The organism is Yokenella regensburgei (assembly GCF_051486985.1).
GTDB lineage: Bacteria > Pseudomonadota > Gammaproteobacteria > Enterobacterales > Enterobacteriaceae > CBFFRJ01.
Map to the genome: position 1 here is coordinate 88109 of NZ_JAHVDV010000011.1, position 18332 is coordinate 106440.

Below are 18332 nucleotides of genomic sequence, written 5' to 3' on the forward strand. Positions count from 1 at the left end.
TCAGCCGTAGCGTTACAGTAAACAAGCAAACTGAAACATTGTTTTATTACTTAGATACGCTTATTCATTGAGTCAAAGAGGATGCTATGAAGAAATATGCTCTTGTGGGTACAGGGGGACGTGCCGGGCTTTATATTGCCGCCATCGGGGGGCAGTGGAAAGAGAATGCGCGGATGGTCGCCTTTTGTGATACCAATCAGACGCGAATGCAGTATGCCAATACCTTATTAACAAAAGAAGGCGCAGAGCCGGTTTCGACCTGGCCTGCCGGGCAATTTGAAGCGATGATCCATGAAACGCGCCCGGATATTATTATTGTCACCACGATGGACCGCACGCATGATGATTATATTGTGCGGGCGCTGAAAGCAGGCTGCGATGTTATAACCGAAAAACCGATGACCATTGATGAAAAACGCGCCCTGCGTATTCTCGATGCCATTGAAGAGACCGGCCATACCGTGCGTGTGGCCTTCAATTACCGCTATGCGCCTCACCACAGTAAAGTGCGCGAACTGTTAATGAGCGGTGCCATTGGCGAGGTTTACTCTGTCCATTTCGAATGGCTACTGAATACCGAGCACGGTGCAGATTATTTCCGTCGCTGGCACCGGGAGAAACGCAACAGCGGCGGCCTGCTGGTCCACAAATCCACTCACCATTTCGATCTGATGAACTTCTGGCTTGATAGTTACCCGCAGCGGGTTTACGCCGAAGGGGCGCTCCGTTTTTATGGTAAAGAGAATGCGGAAAAGCGTGGCGTTACCGACTTTTATCCACGGGCTCACGGCTATCCGGCGGCGAAAAATGACCCTTTCGCGCTGCATATGGAGGAAAATCCGCAGCTCAAAGCGCTCTATCTCGATGCAGAACATGAGGATAACTACTGGCGCGATCAGAGCGTATTCAGCGATGGGATCACCATCGAAGATACGCTCTCAGTACTGGTGAAATACCAGAACCAGTGCCAGCTCAGTTATTCGCTGAATACGTACTTGCCCTGGGAGGGACTGAACGTGGTGTTTAACGGCAGTCTTGGGCGACTTGAGATGAAAATCGTTGAAAAATCCTACGTTAACGCCGGAGGCGCGCGCGCTGACGAGGGTAGTCTGGAGTCCTGCAATATTACGGTATTCCCGATGTTTGCGCCCGCCTGGGAGGCGGATTTTACCCTGGGTGAAGGGGGTCATGGCGGCGGCGATAACGCGATGCTCGCCGACCTGTTCGGCACGCCAGGCCATGATCCGCTTCAGCGCGCGGCCGACCACCGGGCAGGGGCCATGTCTATTCTGACCGGCATTGCGGGAAATCTGTCAATGCAGCAACAGCGCCCGGTCAATTTCAGCGAATTTGAACTGGTGTCGCGCCTCAGAAAGCAGCAATAGAGAATGAGCAGCGCGGGTCACTCCGCGCTATTTTTTTGTTGGGCTTTATGGGGTTTTATGCAGCCGGCAGCGATGCGTTTTTTATTACCTGCAGACACTGAGGAGACTCAGGTTATTTTCATCACTATTTCTTGCACAAATGAGACAGAGGCCGCGTACAGAGTGCCACCGCTGCGTTCAGAAATACATTAAACTCATTGCAGGCAGGGTCTTAAGGAATAATGATGGATATCCGAACGCTGCGTTATTTTGTCGAGGTGGTGCGCCAGCAAAGTTTCACGCGCGCAGCGGAGCGCTTATTCGTCACGCAGCCTACCATCAGCAAGATGCTTAAAAACCTTGAGGATGAACTTAACTGCACACTGCTTATTCGTGACGGGCGCAAATTATTGCTCACTGATACCGGACGGGTGGTGTTCGAACGTGGCCTGGCAATTCTTACTGAATTTCGCCAGCTGGAGGACGAACTGGGTGATATCAACGCGCTGAACAGCGGCGTGCTGCGCCTGGGTATTCCCCCGATGGTTGGCATGTTAATGGCGGGTCCCATCGGTTTATTTCGCCAACGCTATCCAGGGGTCGAGCTGAAAATTGCTGAGTTTGGTGGCTTATCGGTGCAGCAGGCTGTCATTAATGGGGAGCTTGATGTCGCCATGACGGCCCTGCCGGTAGCGTCGGACAGCGGCCTTGCCGCCCTCCCCCTGTTCAGCCATCCGCTCTGTGTGCTGACGCCGCGTTCCGGTGAGTGGCACACCATGAAATCCATTACGCCGGCACTGCTTGCCGACCACCCGCTGCTCATCTACAACGAGGATTTCGCCTTAAGCCGCCAGCTTAATCAGCTCTTCAGTGAACATGGTGTGAAACCGCAAATTGCGGTACGCAGCGGGCAGTGGGATTTTCTTGCCGCGATGGTGCAGGCTGGCGTGGGCATTGCTATTTTGCCTGAGCCAATCTGTCAGCGTCTCGACAGGCAGACGCTAAACTGGGTTCCACTGGAGAGCGATTTGCGCTGGCGGTTGGGGTTGATCTGGCGCGACGGCGTTTACTTATCACACAGCGCCAGAGCGTGGCTGACGTGCTGCGAGGGATTTTTTCTGAACACGACCACAACGGTCTTTGACGCCACAGCCCGGTAAGCGTCTCGTTACCGGGCGGGCAAAAGGTTTATTTGTGCTCTACCAGCAGTGACTCCAGTAAGTCCAGATCGTGAAGCATCTTCTGCAGCGTCTCATTACTGATTTGACGGGTTGCACGCAGATGGTACAACTCAGCGCGCTCTGACCGCAGTGCCGCCAGACGAAAGCGCCGCTCCAGGTTCTCTTCCATTAGCGAACTTTCGACATTATTACGGCCATCCGCACGACGTCGCAGGTTTCCGATAACCCTTGAGCTGACTTCGGTAAGCAGCTGATTATCGATGTTCTCTTCAGCATCTGCCGCCATGCGCTCTTCCATCTTCTGGATCGCGACAATCGCCACTTCTGCCGTTGCTGCACGAGCCATGCGTTCTTCTTTGAACTGCTGCGTATGGTCACGCACTTCAATGTGCTGGAGCAGTTGCGGCAGGGCAATCACCCCTACAAACAGCGAGAAGAGGATAACGCCCGCGGCGAGGAACACCAGTTCATACCGGGCCGGGAAGTCCATACCGTTTGGCAGGAACAGGGGAACAGACAACACACCCGCCAGGGTAATGGCCCCACGCACGCCCGCAAAGGTGGCAATCAGCAGCTCACGTGTGCTCCAGGAACCAAACTCCATCGGCTTCTTGCGTAAAAAGCGTTTGCTGAAGTTTTTCATGGTCCACAACCAGCCAAAGCGGACCAGCATCAGCGCCAGATAAATCAGTACGATGTCAGTAAACAGCATCCAGGTTTCGACATTGGGATCGGCCTCCGCCGCCACCAGAGAGGACTCCAGAATACCCGGCAGCTGCAGGCCTAACAGCAGGAACACCATGCCATTGAAGACAAACTCCAGCATCGCCCACGTGCTGTTGGCTCGCAGGCGCATAGCCAGCGGCGCGGTACGCATCATGCCGGAACGGGTGATGGTCATCCCCGCCGCCACCGCCGCCAGGATACCGGAGAAACCAATATGTTCAGCAATCAGATAAGAGGCGAACGGCAGAAGGAACAGCAGAACTATCTGGGTAGCAGGTTCATCACCACCCCAGCGGCTGAGAAAACGCAGTGAGCGACCATACAGCCAGCTCACCACAAACCCGGCGAGAATGCCGCCGATGGCCACTTTGAAAAATTCGACGGTGGCACCGCCGATGGTGAAGACCATCGTGCCCATTGCCACGGCCACGGCAAATTTTAGCGACACCAGGCCAGAGGCGTCATTCATCAGCGCCTCACCCTGCAAAATACCCATGATTTTCTTTGGAATGCGCCCTTCGCCGACAATACCCGACAATGCCACCGCATCGGTGGGTGACAACACCGCAGCTAACGCAAAAGCCGGTACCAGTGGAATGCCTGGCACCAGAAAATAGATGAGAAAACCAATTCCCACGACGGTCACAACGACCAGCGCCAGCGCAAGACCGAAGATCTCTCGCCCATGCTCGAGAAACTCTCGCGTCGGTGTTTTCCAGCCATCAGCGAAGAGCAGCGGCGGGATAAAGAGGACCAGAAACAGTTCCGGATCAAACTCCACGTGCAGACCAAACGTAGGAAAAGCCAACAGCGCGCCGATGGCAATTTGCATCAGCGGGAGGGGGATCTGGAAGGGTAAAACACGGGTAACGACCCCGGAGAGCGATACCACGAGGATCATGATGAGAATGGTAAAAAAGAGTTCCATGCGTTCCCTGTTGCAATGTTTTTTATAAAGGCGTCATGCCTTGATAATAGAACATCCAGCTTAACGCAATGATAACGAGATGTGCGCAAAAATGAGAACGGGCGGCCAGCGCCGCCCGTTTTTGCCATCCAGCATTGCTTTAGATAGCCCAGCCACCGGCATAGAAGACCACCAGCGCCACCGCAATCACGACGGTGCCAATGTTCAGCTTACGGAACTCACCGGAAACCACGCGGCCAATAACCAGCGAGGCAAAACCGATCATGATGCCGGTTACGATGTTACAGGTCAGCACGATAAACACCGCCGTGATGAGGCCCGCCATCGCATCCACAAAATCAGCAAAATCAATTTTAGCGACGTTACTGAGCATCAGCAGGCCGACGTACATCAGCGCAGGAGCGGTGGCGTAAGCCGGTACAAGATAAGAGAGCGGCGAGAGGAACAGAATCAACAGGAACAATACACCTACAGTCAGCGCAGTCAGACCGGTTTTCCCGCCAGCCGCTGTACCCGCTGCCGATTCGATATAGACCGCCGCAGGCGCAGCCCCCACCAGCCCGGAGAAGACGCTGCTCAGGGAGTCAGTGGTCAGCGCTTTACCGCCATCAATGATTTGGCCGTCTTTATCCAGCAGATTCGCCTGCCCGGCTACCGCGCGGATCGTGCCGGTGGCATCAAACACGGCGGTCATCACCAGCGCCAGCACGCTTGGCAGAACAACCGGATTCAGCGCACCCATGATATCCAGGCTACCAATTAACGAATTACCTTTGTCATCACTGAGCGATGGCATCGCGAAGATGCCGGAGAAGTGGACGCTCGGATCGAAAATCAGGCCGACGATGGAGACACCAATGATGGTCAGCAGGATACCGCCCGGCACCTTCAGTTTTTCCAGACCGATGATGACCGCAAGACCAATCAGCGACATGATGACCGGGAAGCTGGCGAAATGACCCAGCGCAACCGGCAGACCGTCCAGAGGATTTTTCACAACCAGACCCACGCCATTGGCCGCAATCAGCAGCAGGAACAGGCCGATACCGATACCCGTGCCATGCGCAACGCCCTGCGGCAGGTTGCGCAGGATCCAGCTACGAATGCCCGTAGCGGAAATCACGGTGAACAATACCCCCATCAGGAACACTGCACCTAACGCAACCGGGACGCTGATCTGCTGACCCAGCACCAGGCTAAATGCGGTGAACGCCGTCAGCGAGATAGCACAACCGATAGCCAGCGGCAGATTCGCCCACAGGCCCATGACGATAGAACCCACACCGGCAACCAGGCAGGTTGCCACAAAAACCGCAGCGGGCGGAAAGCCTGCTTTGCCCAGCATGCCGGGCACCACAATGACGGAATAGACCATTGCCAGAAAAGTGGTTAAACCGGCGACAACTTCCTGACGAACCGTGCTGCCACGGGCAGAAATTTTAAAGAAAGCGTCAAGCGAACCGCCGGTACGCGCTGAAGGCGTAGACATAGAAAACATCCCCTGAGAATTTTTATCGTTCGTTGGTATACGCGGCGGACAGTCCACTGCGTGTCAAACGTCGTTTCCCTATGCTTTGTGACAAAGGGGTGTCACAAAAAGCAAACGTTTAACTCCGCGCATACAAAACGGTTGGAAGAAAAAGGCAAACGATTATCCAGCGTTTAGATACCGCTTTTCAACAGAACTTTGCCGCTTTTTGCTAATTTTCGCTTATGGCGGTGAAGAAATAACCGCCATATGCGCAAACGTTATCGTGGGTGCGCAACTTTGCAACATTTCGGGATCACTTTTCGCTGCCCGGTAGCTCAAAAGGTCCACCCTGCTGTATCGCCCGTTGCCAGGCCGGACGCTGTTCAACGCGTTTTTGCCAGGCTTTGGTATTGGGAAGGTCGTCAAGGCCGCCTCTGGCAAGTAAGGCAAAGATGGGGAAGCTCATCTGCACGTCAGCCATGCTTAGCGCCTCCCCTGCAAACCAGGGACGGTGCGCCAGTTCAGATTCAATAAACCGGGCATGAGTCGTTATTTGTTTATTCAGCCAGGCTTTTTGAATGCCGCCGCCCAGGGCTTTGCCTATTGTTCGAAAGCCAAACGGCACCGGCGCTTTACCCAGACTGGAAAATACCAGTTTCATCAGTAACAACGGCATCAGCGAACCTTCTGCATAATGCAGCCAGAACCGATACTGCTGGCGCATGGCGGGGTCCTGCGGTTTAAAGCGCTGTTCAGGATCATAGGTTTCCTGAAGGTACTCAAGGATAGCGCCGGATTCGGCAATCACCAGCCCGCCATCTTCCAGCACCGGAGACTTACCCAGTGGATGGACTTTTTTGAGTGAATCCGGGGCAAGCATGGTTTTCTCACGCTGATAGCGGACGATCTGGTAGGGTTGCTCTAACTCTTCCAGGGCCCAGAGCACCCGCTGGGAACGTGATTGGTTCAGATGATGCACGGTAAGCATGGTGGTCTCCCCAGGTTAGTTGAATAACAATTTATTCGAATTAACTATAGAAAAGGCTGGCCGTTGGATAAAAAAATTCCTAAAAAGTCGCGGCACGAGCGGGTTGTTTTTTAAGCAGGATCTATACTAAAGGTGTCAGCACAATCCGGAACCTCCTGTCTACCTGAGGGGTGCTGAAGTCGGGGGAAACCCTCCCAGAGATGAGTGGGATAGAGAGAAAGGCAAAGACCGGAACGACTAAAGCGCCCCTGCCGTGCGCTTTAGTTTTTTGCAGCGCGCACTGGCGCTATCACTCCTCTTCCAGCAACCGCGCGCCGGTACCCTGCTGGCCTAACTGGTCGCCAGGGTTACGCAACGGGCAGTCGCTGCGCGACAGACAACCGCAGCCGATACAGCCATCGAGCTCGTCACGCAGTGCCACCAGAGTATGAATACGTCTGTCGAGCTCCTCACGCCATTGAGAGGAGAGCTGCCTCCACTCCTTTGCGCTCAACGTATGCCCTTCCGGCAACACACCAAAAGCATCGTGAATGGTCGCCAGCGGGATGCCAATGCGCTGGGCAATCTTGATAATCGCCACATAACGCAACACATCACGCGTATAACGCCGCTGATTACCACTATTTCGCGTGCTTTTAATCAGCCCTTTGCTTTCATAAAAGTGCAATGCAGAGACCGCTACCCCGCTACGCTTAGCCACTTCTCCCGGCGATAACAGCGCTTTTATACGCGGTGATTTTACTGCCATAAAACCCCTTTACCTCAAGTTAACTTGAGGAATTATACTCCAGCGCAGACAAATCGACGAATCGAGAAAGAGGCACCAATATGTCCCATCAGCAGATTATTCAAACACTGACGGAATGGATTGATGAGCATATCGACCAACCGTTGAACATTGATGTTGTCGCCAGAAAGTCAGGCTATTCTAAATGGTATCTGCAAAGGATGTTCCGCACGGTAACGCATCAAACCCTGGGCGATTATATTCGTCAGCGTCGGTTGTTACTGGCGGCGGAAGCACTGCGCACTACGCAGCGTCCGATTTTTGATATTGCGATGGATCTGGGATATGTCTCGCAACAGACGTTTTCTCGGGTGTTTCGTCGTGAATTTGATCGGACACCCAGCGACTATCGTCATCACGCGTAGCGGCCGCCGGGGTAATTACTTTAGTGGAGGCGGCTGCTTAACCCAGGCCATGAAGTCCTGCGGGGGGAGCGCCTTCGCAAAGTGCCAGCCCTGACAAAACTGCACGCCGCGCTTGAGCAACCAGGTGACCTGCTCACCGGTTTCCACCCCTTCAGCGATGATTTTTAACCGCAGACTGTGCGCCATCTCGATAATGTGTTCGGCGATGAGATGGCTGGTGCTATTGGTAGTCAGGGTATCGATAAAGGATTTATCTATCTTCAGAATATCGACATTTAATGAATACAGGTTATGTAAGTTTGAATAACCAGTACCAAAATCATCAATTGCGACTTCATAACCTGCCTGACGAAATGCCTGAATGACGGGTGTTGTTTTAGGGACGTCAATAAACCCGCGCTCAGTGACTTCTATTTTAATTTGCTCTGCACGGACCGAATATTCGCGGGCTTTATTAGAAATAAGGGCAATGAGCCTTGATGAGTGAAAATCTACTGCTGAAAGATTGACCGAAATATAAAGCTCAGGCCACTTAGCCAGAAAATCGCCTAAATCCTGAAAAAGTTCGTCAACCACATAATCGGTGACACGCTCAATCATCCCCTCTTTTTCTGCCAACGGAATAAATTCCGCCGGGCTCATTACCGGGCCATTAAAACCAGGCCAGCGTAATAATGCTTCAGCACCCACGCATTGGCCATTTTTTATATCAATAATAGGTTGGTAATGAAGTTTCAGCTGATGTTTTGCTAATGCCCGATGAAGTAACCGACGTGGGGAGTTAAACTCCTGTCGTGTTCGTGACCACATCAGCAACACAATAATACTGCATATCATCCCCAACGGCAGAGTCAGCGTTGCCTGGTGATAGAGGGACTGATAATAGCTGTCACTCGACGTTGAAATGCGCTCCTGTTTCCTTCACTGCACGTACATGCGCAAACCATAGCGACAGCATCACCGGCAGGAGCACTACCACGATGATCCCGACAAGTCTCAGCATCTTGCGACGCACGCTATGATTCATTTCCGCCTATATCCCTGCATTTAGTGTGCCTGCATGTAATGTAGGCAGGATGCTTTGATAAACAGGTGATTACGTTGCATGAATCATACGACATTAGCAACTTACTTTTCTCATTAAAAACCTAATATTTGGTTATGACGATAATATTTGTCCGTAAGCCAAACTAAAAGTATGCGTTATGTTTATATTAAGGAATGCCTTTATCCACTGTTCAGACGTTTTTTTTGATTGCGCAACATACTATCGTTGATTAAGTCAAACTTCCCACAGGATAAAAAAAAGGCGGGCCGGTAGGATATTTTTTCAGCTATTGCATGCCCGATCATTTACGACTGAAAATAGCGATAATGCTCTTGCATTCACCCCTTCTTACTCTCTCCCCTATGCTTCGCGGCAGCACATGATGTTTCCGGTAAGCGTAAGTAAAATTAAAGTATCTGTTGCCCCGCAGGCTACCTGTACGCCTTTACAGGTTCACTCTTTCCTGCGTGGCGAAGGGGTGACAGAAGCTATCCCTTTGATGCCCCGCTCCCGCTTTTCAGCCAAAATTTACACGTATCAGGCTGGTGAATAAAAGAACAAACGTGATATAGTTCACATTATTGAAAGCAGCAACACTGTTTCAACCTGATGCGCTACCCCCTGCGGACTCAAGCACTGCCAGCCCATAATGGGCATGGCCCACGCCTGTCCGCCTGAGCTTTGTTTCTTTTTGAGGATAGTTTCATGGCAACCTTAACCACCGGCGTTGTTCTCTTACGCTGGCAGATATTGAGTGCAGTGCTGATGTTTATGGCCAGCACACTGAATATTCGGTTTCGTAAAGCGGATTATATCGGCCTTGCCGTTATCAGTAGTGGACTGGGGCTTGTCGCGGCCTGCTGGTTTGCCACCGGTCTGCTGGGTATTACCCTGATGGACGCAGCCAACGTCTGGCATAACCTGGTCAATATCATGACGGAAATATCAGCAAAAGCGCCGCCGGAATGGCCAATGGTGATTACCTGATGCAAAAGCTCCCGCGTGGAGCTTTTTTTATATCTGGATGGCAGAGACAAAAAACCCTCGTCATTGCGAGGGTTTTAGTCAGTGGCTTAATGCGCCGTTTCGGACATCCATCAGAACGGGATATCGTCGTCAAAGTCCATCGGTGGTTCGTTAGACTGCGCTGGCGCAGACTGCTGCTGCGGACGGGACTGTGCACCGCCGCTGAACTGGTTGCCACCCTGCGGTTGTTGAGGTTGACCCCAGCCGCCCTGCTGACCCTGGCCGCCGCCCATATTGCCACCTGCCGGCGCACCGCCACCCTGGCGACCACCGAGCATCTGCATGGTGCCACCAACGTTAACCACGACTTCAGTGGTGTACTTTTCAGTACCAGACTGATCTGTCCATTTACGGGTACGCAACTGACCTTCGATATAGACCTGAGAACCTTTGCGCAGGTATTCACCGGCGACTTCAGCCAGTTTGCCAAACAGCACAACACGGTGCCATTCAGTCTGCTCTTTCATCTCACCCGTCGCTTTATCGCGCCAGGATTCGGAGGTCGCCAGCGTAATGTTGGCCACTGCACCACCACTCGGCATGTAGCGTACTTCCGGGTCCTGCCCCAGATTACCGACGAGAATCACCTTGTTTACGCCTCTGCTGGCCATGATCGTGTCTCCTGAAAACATTTCTAAATAGTGTAAGCGCGCGAGTGTACCATTTCCACGTGGCCTTTCGATAGTTTCGAAGCATCTCCCGGCATTCGCACGATCCATACATTGTTGCACACTTAATCAGAATGCGCATTCCAATACTGTATATTCAGCCAGGTTAAATTGTGTCATAATTAGCCGTTTCTGCCGGTTGTCCTTCAAACAAACCAGGCATTCCGAGTCATTACCGGGAAAGGTGAATGGATAAGATCGAAGTACGGGGCGCACGCACCCACAATCTCAAAAACATCAACCTCGTCATCCCACGCGACAAGCTGATTGTCGTGACCGGGCTGTCGGGTTCAGGTAAATCATCACTGGCTTTCGACACCCTGTACGCCGAAGGGCAGCGCCGCTATGTAGAGTCGCTCTCTGCCTACGCCCGCCAGTTCCTCTCCCTGATGGAAAAACCGGACGTTGACCACATCGAAGGGCTGTCGCCTGCGATTTCCATTGAGCAAAAATCCACCTCGCACAACCCGCGCTCTACGGTCGGGACCATCACGGAAATCCACGACTACCTTCGTCTGCTGTATGCTCGCGTTGGCGAGCCGCGCTGCCCGGATCATGACGTGCCGCTGGCGGCGCAGACCGTCAGTCAGATGGTGGATAACGTACTGGCCCTGCCGGAAGGCAAGCGCCTGATGCTCCTCGCGCCGGTTATTAAAGAGCGAAAAGGTGAACACACCAAGACGCTGGAAAATCTGGCCAGCCAGGGCTACATCCGCGCACGTATTGATGGTGAAGTATGCGACCTTTCCGATCCGCCGTCGCTTGAACTGCAAAAGAAACACACCATCGAGGTGGTGATTGACCGCTTCAAGGTCCGTGAGGATTTAGCCCAACGCCTGGCGGAATCTTTTGAAACTGCATTGGAGCTCTCCGGCGGTACGGCGATTGTCGCCGATATGGACGACACCAAAGCGGAAGAGATGCTCTTCTCCGCCAACTTTGCCTGCCCAGTTTGTGGCTACAGCATGCGTGAACTGGAACCGCGCCTGTTCTCGTTCAACAACCCGGCTGGCGCCTGCCCTACCTGCGACGGCCTCGGCGTGCAGCAGTATTTCGACCCGGATCGCGTTATTCAGAATCCTGAACTGTCCCTCGCGGGCGGCGCTATTCGCGGCTGGGATCGGCGCAATTTTTACTATTTCCAGATGTTGAAGTCGCTGGCTGACCACTACAAATTCGATGTGGACGCGCCCTGGGCAAGCCTGAGCGCAAACGTCCATAAAGTGGTGCTGTTTGGTTCCGCAAAAGAGAGCATCGAGTTCAAATACATGAACGATCGCGGCGACACCTCCGTGCGCCGCCATCCGTTTGAAGGGGTGCTGCATAATATGGAGCGCCGCTATAAAGAGACCGAGTCCTCTGCGGTGCGTGAAGAACTGGCAAAGTTCATCAGCAATCGCCCGTGTGCGAGCTGCGAAGGGACGCGTCTGAACCGTGAAGCACGCCACGTCTATGTTGAAAATACGCCGCTGCCAACCATTTCGGATATGAGCATTGGCCACGCGATGGACTTCTTCACTAACCTGAAGCTTTCTGGTCAGCGGGCTAAAATCGCCGAAAAAGTGCTGAAAGAGATTGGCGATCGCCTGAAATTCCTGGTCAACGTTGGCCTGAACTACCTGACGCTTTCCCGCTCGGCGGAGACCCTCTCCGGTGGCGAAGCGCAACGTATCCGTCTGGCGAGCCAGATTGGTGCTGGTCTGGTGGGGGTGATGTACGTCCTGGATGAGCCGTCGATTGGCCTGCATCAGCGTGATAACGAGCGCCTGCTCGGTACATTGATTCACCTGCGCAATCTCGGCAATACCGTCATTGTGGTTGAACATGATGAAGATGCCATCCGCGCCGCGGACCACGTGATTGATATCGGCCCTGGCGCCGGCGTTCACGGCGGCCAGGTTGTTGCAGAAGGTACGCTGGATGACATTATGGCGGTACCAGAGTCACTCACCGGCCAGTTCATGAGCGGTAAGCGGCAGATCACCGTACCAGCATCACGCGTTAAGGCTGACCCGGAAAAAGTGCTGAAACTGACCGGCGCACGCGGTAACAACCTTAAAGACGTGACGCTGACGCTGCCGGTTGGCCTGTTTACCTGCATTACCGGCGTCTCCGGCTCCGGTAAATCAACCCTGATTAATGACACCCTCTTCCCGCTTGCCCAGACCCAACTCAACGGCGCAACGCTGGCGGAACCCGCGCCTTATCGCGATATCAAAGGGCTGGAACATTTCGATAAAGTTATCGACATCGATCAGAGTCCGATTGGCCGCACACCGCGTTCAAACCCGGCAACCTATACCGGGGTGTTTACGCCGGTACGCGAACTTTTCGCTGGCGTGCCGGAGTCCCGCTCTCGTGGCTACACCCCTGGGCGCTTTAGCTTTAACGTCCGTGGCGGACGCTGCGAAGCCTGCCAGGGCGATGGCGTCATCAAAGTTGAAATGCACTTCCTGCCGGATATTTACGTGCCGTGCGACCAGTGCAAAGGCAAACGCTACAACCGCGAAACGCTGGAGATTAAGTACAAGGGCAAGACGATCCACGAAGTGCTGGATATGACCATCGAAGAGGCGCGTGAATTCTTTGACGCCGTGCCAGCGCTGGCCCGTAAGCTGCAAACCCTGATGGATGTCGGCCTGACCTACATCCGCCTGGGGCAGTCTGCCACCACGCTCTCCGGCGGTGAAGCACAGCGTGTGAAGCTGGCGCGTGAGCTTTCGAAACGTGGCACCGGTCAGACGTTGTATATTCTGGATGAACCCACCACCGGTCTGCACTTTGCGGACATTCAGCAGCTGCTGGAAGTGCTGCATCAGTTGCGCGATCAGGGCAATACTATCGTGGTGATTGAGCACAACCTGGACGTTATTAAAACTGCCGACTGGATTGTCGATCTTGGTCCGGAAGGCGGTAGCGGCGGCGGGGAAATTCTCATCTCCGGTACGCCTGAAACCGTCGCCGAATGCGAAGCCTCGCACACGGCGCGCTTCCTGAAGCCGTTACTGAAGTAGTCAGACGGACAGCTGTTGCCTGACGGGATCAGGCAACAGCGATAACGCCTGATTATACGAGGCATCAACCAGGTAGTAGAGCTGTGAGTCGGGCAGTGAGCCGTCGAGATAGACCGTGCTCCAGTGGGCTTTATTAAGATGCCTGCTGGGGCGCACATCTTTATGCTGCTGACGAAGCAACTCCGCCAGCTCCGGGCTGGTTTTCAGTGACGCCGCCGGACGCCCGTCCACCTCTTTCACCATCGCAAACAATACGTCAGATACTTTGATTTGCGTGGCTTTCCAGTCACTGTGAACGCTCTGCTCTGCGCCCTTTTTCGCCATGCAGTACTGTAATAACTCCGAAATGGTCATCTTTATTCTCCTTGTAGCGTCGCGATGATGTGTCGCGAGCCGCCGTGGATACGATGCTCTCCCAGCCAGATCCCCTGCCATGTGCCAAGCTGAACGCGCCCGTGAGAAATGGGTAGCATCAGGGACACGCCAAGCATGGAGGACTTGATATGTGAAGGCATATCATCCGGCCCTTCATAGTCGTGCTCATAGTGCGCATTTTCAGGTACGGTCTTGAGAAAATGCTGCTCCATGTCGTGACGCACGGTAGGGTCGCAGTTTTCATTGAGGGTAAGAGAAGCAGAAGTATGCTGTAGCAGCAGATGTAACAATCCCGTTTTGATGCGGTGCAAATCATGGATCTGCCCCAACACCTCGTCAGTGACTAAATGAAAACCACGTGATTTAGCGTCCAACGTTAACGTTTGTTGATACCACATCTGCTGCTCCATTGTGAAAGACGAATCTTTTTAAGTGTGCAGCAAGTCAGCAAAAGGTAAAACCCGCTAAGGCTTTTTTGTTTAATCAGGCAGTAAAAAACTTCAGTATTCTGAGTTAACAATGACCTCTTCGCCGTACGCCCCCGCCTGCGGCAGCGGCCGGTAGGTAGAGTTTGAAGCGCGCAGAATGCGCACCGGTCGCGCCTGAGCCGCTTTGGCTGCGGTAATATCGTTGTCCGAATCCCCGTAGAAGATTTTGATCTGCTTATCCATCAGCCACTGGGTTTTGGTATTTTGCCCGGCCTTATCGCCGGCGAAAATTACCGGGTTCATGTTGGCGGCGGGGATCAGGAAGTCGTCCTGCAAAGTTTTGGTTACGCTTTCGGTCGCAGTCTGGCTGCGCCCCGTCACGAAAAAGAGGCGATCGCCTCGCTTCACGTGCATCGCAATCAGCGCGCGCGCCACCTCTTTTGGAATGCTGAACTCGTCCCAGCCGTTGTTCATCTTTTCCCAGAATTCAGGATTTTGCAGATATGCGTCGCTGTCCGGGGAGTAGATTTTTTTCCCGCGCCAGAAGCCCGGACTCGAAAAGAGCACCGTGTCGTCGATATCAAATCCTACGGCCATCGGCGGGCGATCCACAAGGCTGTTTTCAATCTGAGCGACGGAGACCCAATGCACGGGAACCTGTTCGGCGAGTCTGGCAACATTGGTCCCAGCGGTATTGTCAGGCGTTGGCGTGGAGGCAAGAGCAGAGACCGCGCTGAAAAGCGAAAATGATAAGCAGAGTGCCACTGTAATTTTTCGCATATTTATCCCTAAATTTTCAGTTCGTTATGCTTAGAATTTGTGCAAATGATTAAAAAACCGTTCGACCATACCCCCTGAAGCGGGGTATGGAAAGTCGTTTCTGCACTTTTTAGGGCATTTTCCTCCCCGGCGGGAGGAAAAGTGGGCGGTTACATTACGGCGGCAAATGCCTGCGCCACGCGGTGAACGTTGCGGCTGTTAAGACCAGCGACACACATGCGTCCGCTGGCGATGAGGTAAACGCCAAACTCGTCACGCAGACGGTCAACCTGCGCCGGGCTCAGGCCGGTGTAGCTGAACATGCCGCGCTGCTGCAGCAGACAATCAAAGTTACGGCCAGGCACCGCCTCTTTCAGCACGGTAACCAGTGCCTGACGCATGGACAGAATACGGATGCGCATGGTTTCCACTTCCGCCAGCCATGAGGCTTTCAGCGCCGTATCACTAAGCACGGTTGCGACCAACTGAGCACCAAAATTTGGCGGGCTGGAGTAGTTGCGACGGACCGTAGCTTTCAGTTGACCCAGTACGCGACTGGCTGCATCAGCATCTTCACAAACCACCGACAGGCCGCCGACACGCTCACCATAAAGGGAGAAAATTTTGGAAAACGAGTTGCTTACCAGCGCAGGCAGGCCGGCATCCGCAACCGCGCGAATGGCGTAGGCATCCTCTTCCATGCCAGCGCCAAAGCCCTGATACGCGATGTCGAGGAACGGGATCAGGTTGCGTGCTTTGAGCGCGGCCACCACCGCATCCCATTGATCGTTACTCAGATCGGAGCCGGTCGGGTTATGGCAGCACGGATGCAGCAACACGATGCTCTGCGCCGGCAGCGCCTCCAGTGTTTCAAGCAGCGCCGCGAAGCGCACGCCGTTAGTTTCGCTGTCGAACCAGGGATAAGTGCTGACGGTGAAACCGGCACCTTCAAAGATAGCAACGTGATTTTCCCAGGTAGGGTCGCTGACCCAGACGCCGGAATTCGGGAAGTAGCGTTTAAGGAAATCGGCACCCACTTTCAACGCGCCGGAGCCGCCCAGCGTCTGGATGGTCGCCAGGCGTTTTTGCGCCAGGACCGGGTGATCGGCCCCAAACAGCAGGGGGGCGATGGTATGGCGGTAGCTGTTCAACCCTTCCATCGGCAGATAAAGTGACGCCCCGTGCGGCTGAGCATTCAGACGAGCTTCGGCTTCGGCAATCGCCTGCAGACGAGGAATGATACCCTCTTCGTTATAATAGAGCCCGATGCTGAGGTTTACTTTGTCGCTACGGGGGTCTTCTTTAAAACGCTCCATCAACGTCAGGATAGGGTCGCCCGCATAGGCGTCAACTTTCTGAAACACGAGGTGGTTCTCCAGGTTTACAGTGGCAAGAAAGACACAATAAACCGGAAGCGGAGGAAGGTCGAGAGAGATGTTTACACCTCATCGTCTGGTGCCTTCAGCCCGGCGTTCTCCCACGGGGCTGAGGAATCCCCACAAAATAATACGAGCACGGTCGGTCCCCTCGCCCCTTTGGGGAGAGGGTCAGGGTGAGGGGAACATGCGGCTCTGGTGGTCATTCCGTTCACCTCATGTTCCTTGCTTTTCTGTAGCGTCAGAACCCGTGAACGTGCCAGGGTGGTTCACCGCCACCACCCTGGCGACCCGGGCTCCCGGCCAGGAAAATCGCCGCTTCGCGGTCCATGATGCTTATATCGTCTGACTATCGGGTCGGGGACCAGCCTGCCTCCCTGCGGGCGGCTCCGGTCAGCCGTCAACGCCTCATCGATTTTCAGCCGGACCCAGTCATCGCGGTGACGGCTGTATTCTCATTGCGCCGTGATATCGCTGTAAAACGTCATATTACTGGAAATTCCTCAGCCCACGGGGAGAGGGCGAAAAGCGTGCTGATTTCGGTCTCTCACCCTTTGGGAAGAGGACCAGGTTGAGGAAGAGAGCAAACTCCAGGTTAATCAACGTATTTCAGCGCCGCACGCGAGGTCAGACGCGTTATCAGCTCATAGGCGCTGATGCCGGTATGCTCCGCAATGCGTTCAACAGGCAGACCTTCACCCCAGAAGATAACCGGATCGCCCACCTGATCCTGACACTCCGGCCCCAGGTCGACACAGATCATATCCATCGCCACACGGCCGACGATTGGCACTTCGCGCCCGTTAACCAGCACCGGCGTACCGGATGGCACCGAGCGCGGATAACCATCGCCATAGCCCATCGCCACCACTCCCAGACGGGTGTCACGCTCACTGACCCAGGTGCCGCCATAACCCACGGGTTCACCGGCTTTGTGTTCGCGCACGGCGATAAGGCTGGAAGTGAGAGTCATCGCCGGCAGGAAACCAAAATCTTCGCCCCACGGACGGCGGTCAAGCGGCGAAACACCGTAAAGAATGATGCCAGGGCGCACCCAGTCAAAATGTGCCTGGGGCCACAGGAGCGTTCCGCCGGAGGCGGCAAGAGAACGCTGTCCCGGTTTACCTTCACTGAAGGTGGTGAAGATAGCAATCTGGCGCTCGGTAGCCCCACAGTCGGGCTCATCCGCACGGGCAAAATGGCTGACAATATTGACCGGCTGACGCACATTTTTACACTGCGTCAGGCGCTGATAGAAAGCCTCAGCCTCATCCGGACTCACGCCAAGGCGATGCATGCCGGTGTCGAGCTTCATCCAGACGGTGACGGGAGTCGCCAGGTCGGTGGACTCCAGCGCCACCAGCTGTTCGACGCTGTGCACTACGGTATCAAGGCGCTGAGCCGACACGAGAGGCAACTCGTCGGCGGTAAAAAAACCTTCGAGCAACAGAATGGGATGAGTGATGCCGCCTTCGCGCAGGCGAAGGGCCTCTTCGAGACGGGCGACGCCAAAAGCGTCGGCATCGGGGAGCGTTCGCGCGGTCTCAACAAGACCGTGTCCATAGGCGTTCGCTTTCACAACCGCCACCAGGCGACTGGCGGGAGCCAGTTCGCGCAGGCGTTGCAGGTTATGTCGCAGAGCGCGGCGGTTGACTACAACAGTTGCCGCTTGCATTTGAATTCCTTGCCTAAATGAAAAATAGACCATCCTCTGAATCATTTAAGTTGCAGCTAGGCGGCAAAGCCACGACTCTCCGTGAACGTAGTCCACTACGTTCACGGAGTGAGCGGACGCAGGCAACGCCGCTGCAGCTCAAAGGATGACGAG

The 18332-nt window shown here is 54.3% G+C and carries 15 protein-coding genes and 1 pseudogene; 5 read left to right on the plus strand and 11 right to left on the minus strand.

The window, feature by feature from the left end; genetic code table 11:
- Nucleotides 1-86 precede the first annotated feature (86 nt).
- A complete protein-coding gene (locus KXR87_RS10170) occupies nt 87-1385 on the plus strand; it encodes a Gfo/Idh/MocA family protein (protein WP_437432144.1) in 1299 nt (432 codons plus the stop codon).
- 224 nt (nt 1386-1609) lie between these two features.
- Nucleotides 1610-2524: a LysR family transcriptional regulator gene (locus KXR87_RS10175; RefSeq protein ID WP_437432178.1), complete on the plus strand. Its 915-nt coding sequence runs from the start codon at nt 1610-1612 to the stop codon at nt 2522-2524.
- 28 nt (nt 2525-2552) lie between these two features.
- On the opposite strand, the gene KXR87_RS10180 is transcribed toward KXR87_RS10175, so the two are convergent.
- The 4 genes from KXR87_RS10180 to soxR all read right to left on the minus strand — a co-directional run bounded on the left by KXR87_RS10180 (nt 2553) and on the right by soxR (nt 7406).
- Nucleotides 2553-4199 carry a Na+/H+ antiporter gene (locus tag KXR87_RS10180; RefSeq protein WP_437432145.1) on the minus strand — a complete coding sequence of 549 codons (1647 nt, stop codon included), beginning with the start codon at nt 4197-4199 and terminating at the stop codon, nt 2553-2555.
- Nucleotides 4200-4338: 139 nt separating this feature from the next.
- Nucleotides 4339-5688, minus strand: coding sequence for a guanine/hypoxanthine transporter GhxP (ghxP, locus tag KXR87_RS10185; RefSeq protein ID WP_437432146.1), 1350 nt, complete (start codon nt 5686-5688; stop codon nt 4339-4341).
- Between the two features lie 295 nt (nt 5689-5983).
- Nucleotides 5984-6658: a glutathione S-transferase family protein gene (locus KXR87_RS10190; RefSeq protein WP_437432147.1), complete on the minus strand. Its 675-nt coding sequence runs from the start codon at nt 6656-6658 to the stop codon at nt 5984-5986.
- A gap of 289 nt (nt 6659-6947) precedes the next feature.
- Nucleotides 6948-7406: a redox-sensitive transcriptional activator SoxR gene (gene soxR / locus KXR87_RS10195; protein WP_437432148.1), complete on the minus strand. Its 459-nt coding sequence runs from the start codon at nt 7404-7406 to the stop codon at nt 6948-6950.
- An 80-nt stretch (nt 7407-7486) separates the two neighbouring features.
- Between soxR and soxS the strand changes: the two genes are divergently transcribed.
- Entirely contained in the window at nt 7487-7810 is a 324-nt protein-coding gene (soxS, locus tag KXR87_RS10200) for a superoxide response transcriptional regulator SoxS (protein WP_437432149.1), read from the plus strand.
- A gap of 15 nt (nt 7811-7825) precedes the next feature.
- On the opposite strand, the pseudogene KXR87_RS10205 reads toward soxS, so the two are convergent.
- A pseudogene (locus KXR87_RS10205) lies at nt 7826-8716 on the minus strand (EAL domain-containing protein); the annotation flags it as partial.
- A gap of 847 nt (nt 8717-9563) precedes the next feature.
- On the opposite strand from KXR87_RS10205, the gene KXR87_RS10210 reads away from it, so the two are divergent.
- Nucleotides 9564-9845, plus strand: coding sequence for a YjcB family protein (locus KXR87_RS10210; RefSeq protein ID WP_437432150.1), 282 nt, complete (start codon nt 9564-9566; stop codon nt 9843-9845).
- Between the two features lie 110 nt (nt 9846-9955).
- On the opposite strand, the gene ssb1 is transcribed toward KXR87_RS10210, so the two are convergent.
- Nucleotides 9956-10495 carry a single-stranded DNA-binding protein SSB1 gene (gene ssb1 / locus KXR87_RS10215; RefSeq protein ID WP_437432151.1) on the minus strand — a complete coding sequence of 180 codons (540 nt, stop codon included), beginning with the start codon at nt 10493-10495 and terminating at the stop codon, nt 9956-9958.
- Between the two features lie 245 nt (nt 10496-10740).
- Here ssb1 and uvrA point away from each other — a divergent pair, with 245 nt between their 5' ends.
- Entirely contained in the window at nt 10741-13566 is a 2826-nt protein-coding gene (gene uvrA / locus KXR87_RS10220) for an excinuclease ABC subunit UvrA (protein WP_437432152.1), read from the plus strand.
- On the opposite strand, the gene KXR87_RS10225 is transcribed toward uvrA, so the two are convergent.
- From KXR87_RS10225 to alr, 5 genes are all read right to left on the minus strand, one after another.
- Nucleotides 13567-13920: an MmcQ/YjbR family DNA-binding protein gene (locus KXR87_RS10225; protein ID WP_437432153.1), complete on the minus strand. Its 354-nt coding sequence runs from the start codon at nt 13918-13920 to the stop codon at nt 13567-13569.
- A gap of 2 nt (nt 13921-13922) precedes the next feature.
- Nucleotides 13923-14339 (minus strand): secondary thiamine-phosphate synthase enzyme YjbQ, encoded by a 417-nt coding sequence (locus KXR87_RS10230; protein ID WP_437432154.1) that lies wholly within the window; start codon nt 14337-14339, stop codon nt 13923-13925.
- 102 nt (nt 14340-14441) lie between these two features.
- Nucleotides 14442-15149 carry an acid phosphatase AphA gene (gene aphA / locus KXR87_RS10235; protein WP_437432155.1) on the minus strand — a complete coding sequence of 236 codons (708 nt, stop codon included), beginning with the start codon at nt 15147-15149 and terminating at the stop codon, nt 14442-14444.
- A gap of 149 nt (nt 15150-15298) precedes the next feature.
- A complete protein-coding gene (gene tyrB / locus KXR87_RS10240; RefSeq protein ID WP_437432156.1) occupies nt 15299-16492 on the minus strand; it encodes an aromatic amino acid transaminase in 1194 nt (397 codons plus the stop codon).
- A gap of 607 nt (nt 16493-17099) precedes the next feature.
- Nucleotides 17100-18179 (minus strand): alanine racemase, encoded by a 1080-nt coding sequence (gene alr, locus KXR87_RS10245; protein ID WP_437432157.1) that lies wholly within the window; start codon nt 18177-18179, stop codon nt 17100-17102.
- Nucleotides 18180-18332 lie beyond the last annotated feature (153 nt).

What these genes read in the sequence shown, in the direction of transcription:
- KXR87_RS10180 (WP_437432145.1), bottom strand. Translation starts at nt 4,199, where the DNA reads ATGGAACTCTTTTTTACCATTCTCATCATGATCCTCGTGGTATCGCTC.
- soxR (WP_437432148.1), bottom strand. Translation starts at nt 7,406, where the DNA reads ATGGCAGTAAAATCACCGCGTATAAAAGCGCTGTTATCGCCGGGAGAA.
- ssb1 (WP_437432151.1), bottom strand. Translation starts at nt 10,495, where the DNA reads ATGGCCAGCAGAGGCGTAAACAAGGTGATTCTCGTCGGTAATCTGGGG.
- aphA (WP_437432155.1), bottom strand. Translation starts at nt 15,149, where the DNA reads ATGCGAAAAATTACAGTGGCACTCTGCTTATCATTTTCGCTTTTCAGC.
- KXR87_RS10190 (WP_437432147.1), bottom strand. Translation starts at nt 6,658, where the DNA reads ATGCTTACCGTGCATCATCTGAACCAATCACGTTCCCAGCGGGTGCTC.
- KXR87_RS10230 (WP_437432154.1), bottom strand. Translation starts at nt 14,339, where the DNA reads ATGTGGTATCAACAAACGTTAACGTTGGACGCTAAATCACGTGGTTTT.
- soxS (WP_437432149.1), top strand. Translation starts at nt 7,487, where the DNA reads ATGTCCCATCAGCAGATTATTCAAACACTGACGGAATGGATTGATGAG.
- KXR87_RS10210 (WP_437432150.1), top strand. Translation starts at nt 9,564, where the DNA reads ATGGCAACCTTAACCACCGGCGTTGTTCTCTTACGCTGGCAGATATTG.
- uvrA (WP_437432152.1), top strand. Translation starts at nt 10,741, where the DNA reads ATGGATAAGATCGAAGTACGGGGCGCACGCACCCACAATCTCAAAAAC.
- KXR87_RS10170 (WP_437432144.1), top strand. Translation starts at nt 87, where the DNA reads ATGAAGAAATATGCTCTTGTGGGTACAGGGGGACGTGCCGGGCTTTAT.
- ghxP (WP_437432146.1), bottom strand. Translation starts at nt 5,688, where the DNA reads ATGTCTACGCCTTCAGCGCGTACCGGCGGTTCGCTTGACGCTTTCTTT.
- alr (WP_437432157.1), bottom strand. Translation starts at nt 18,179, where the DNA reads ATGCAAGCGGCAACTGTTGTAGTCAACCGCCGCGCTCTGCGACATAAC.
- KXR87_RS10225 (WP_437432153.1), bottom strand. Translation starts at nt 13,920, where the DNA reads ATGACCATTTCGGAGTTATTACAGTACTGCATGGCGAAAAAGGGCGCA.
- KXR87_RS10175 (WP_437432178.1), top strand. Translation starts at nt 1,610, where the DNA reads ATGGATATCCGAACGCTGCGTTATTTTGTCGAGGTGGTGCGCCAGCAA.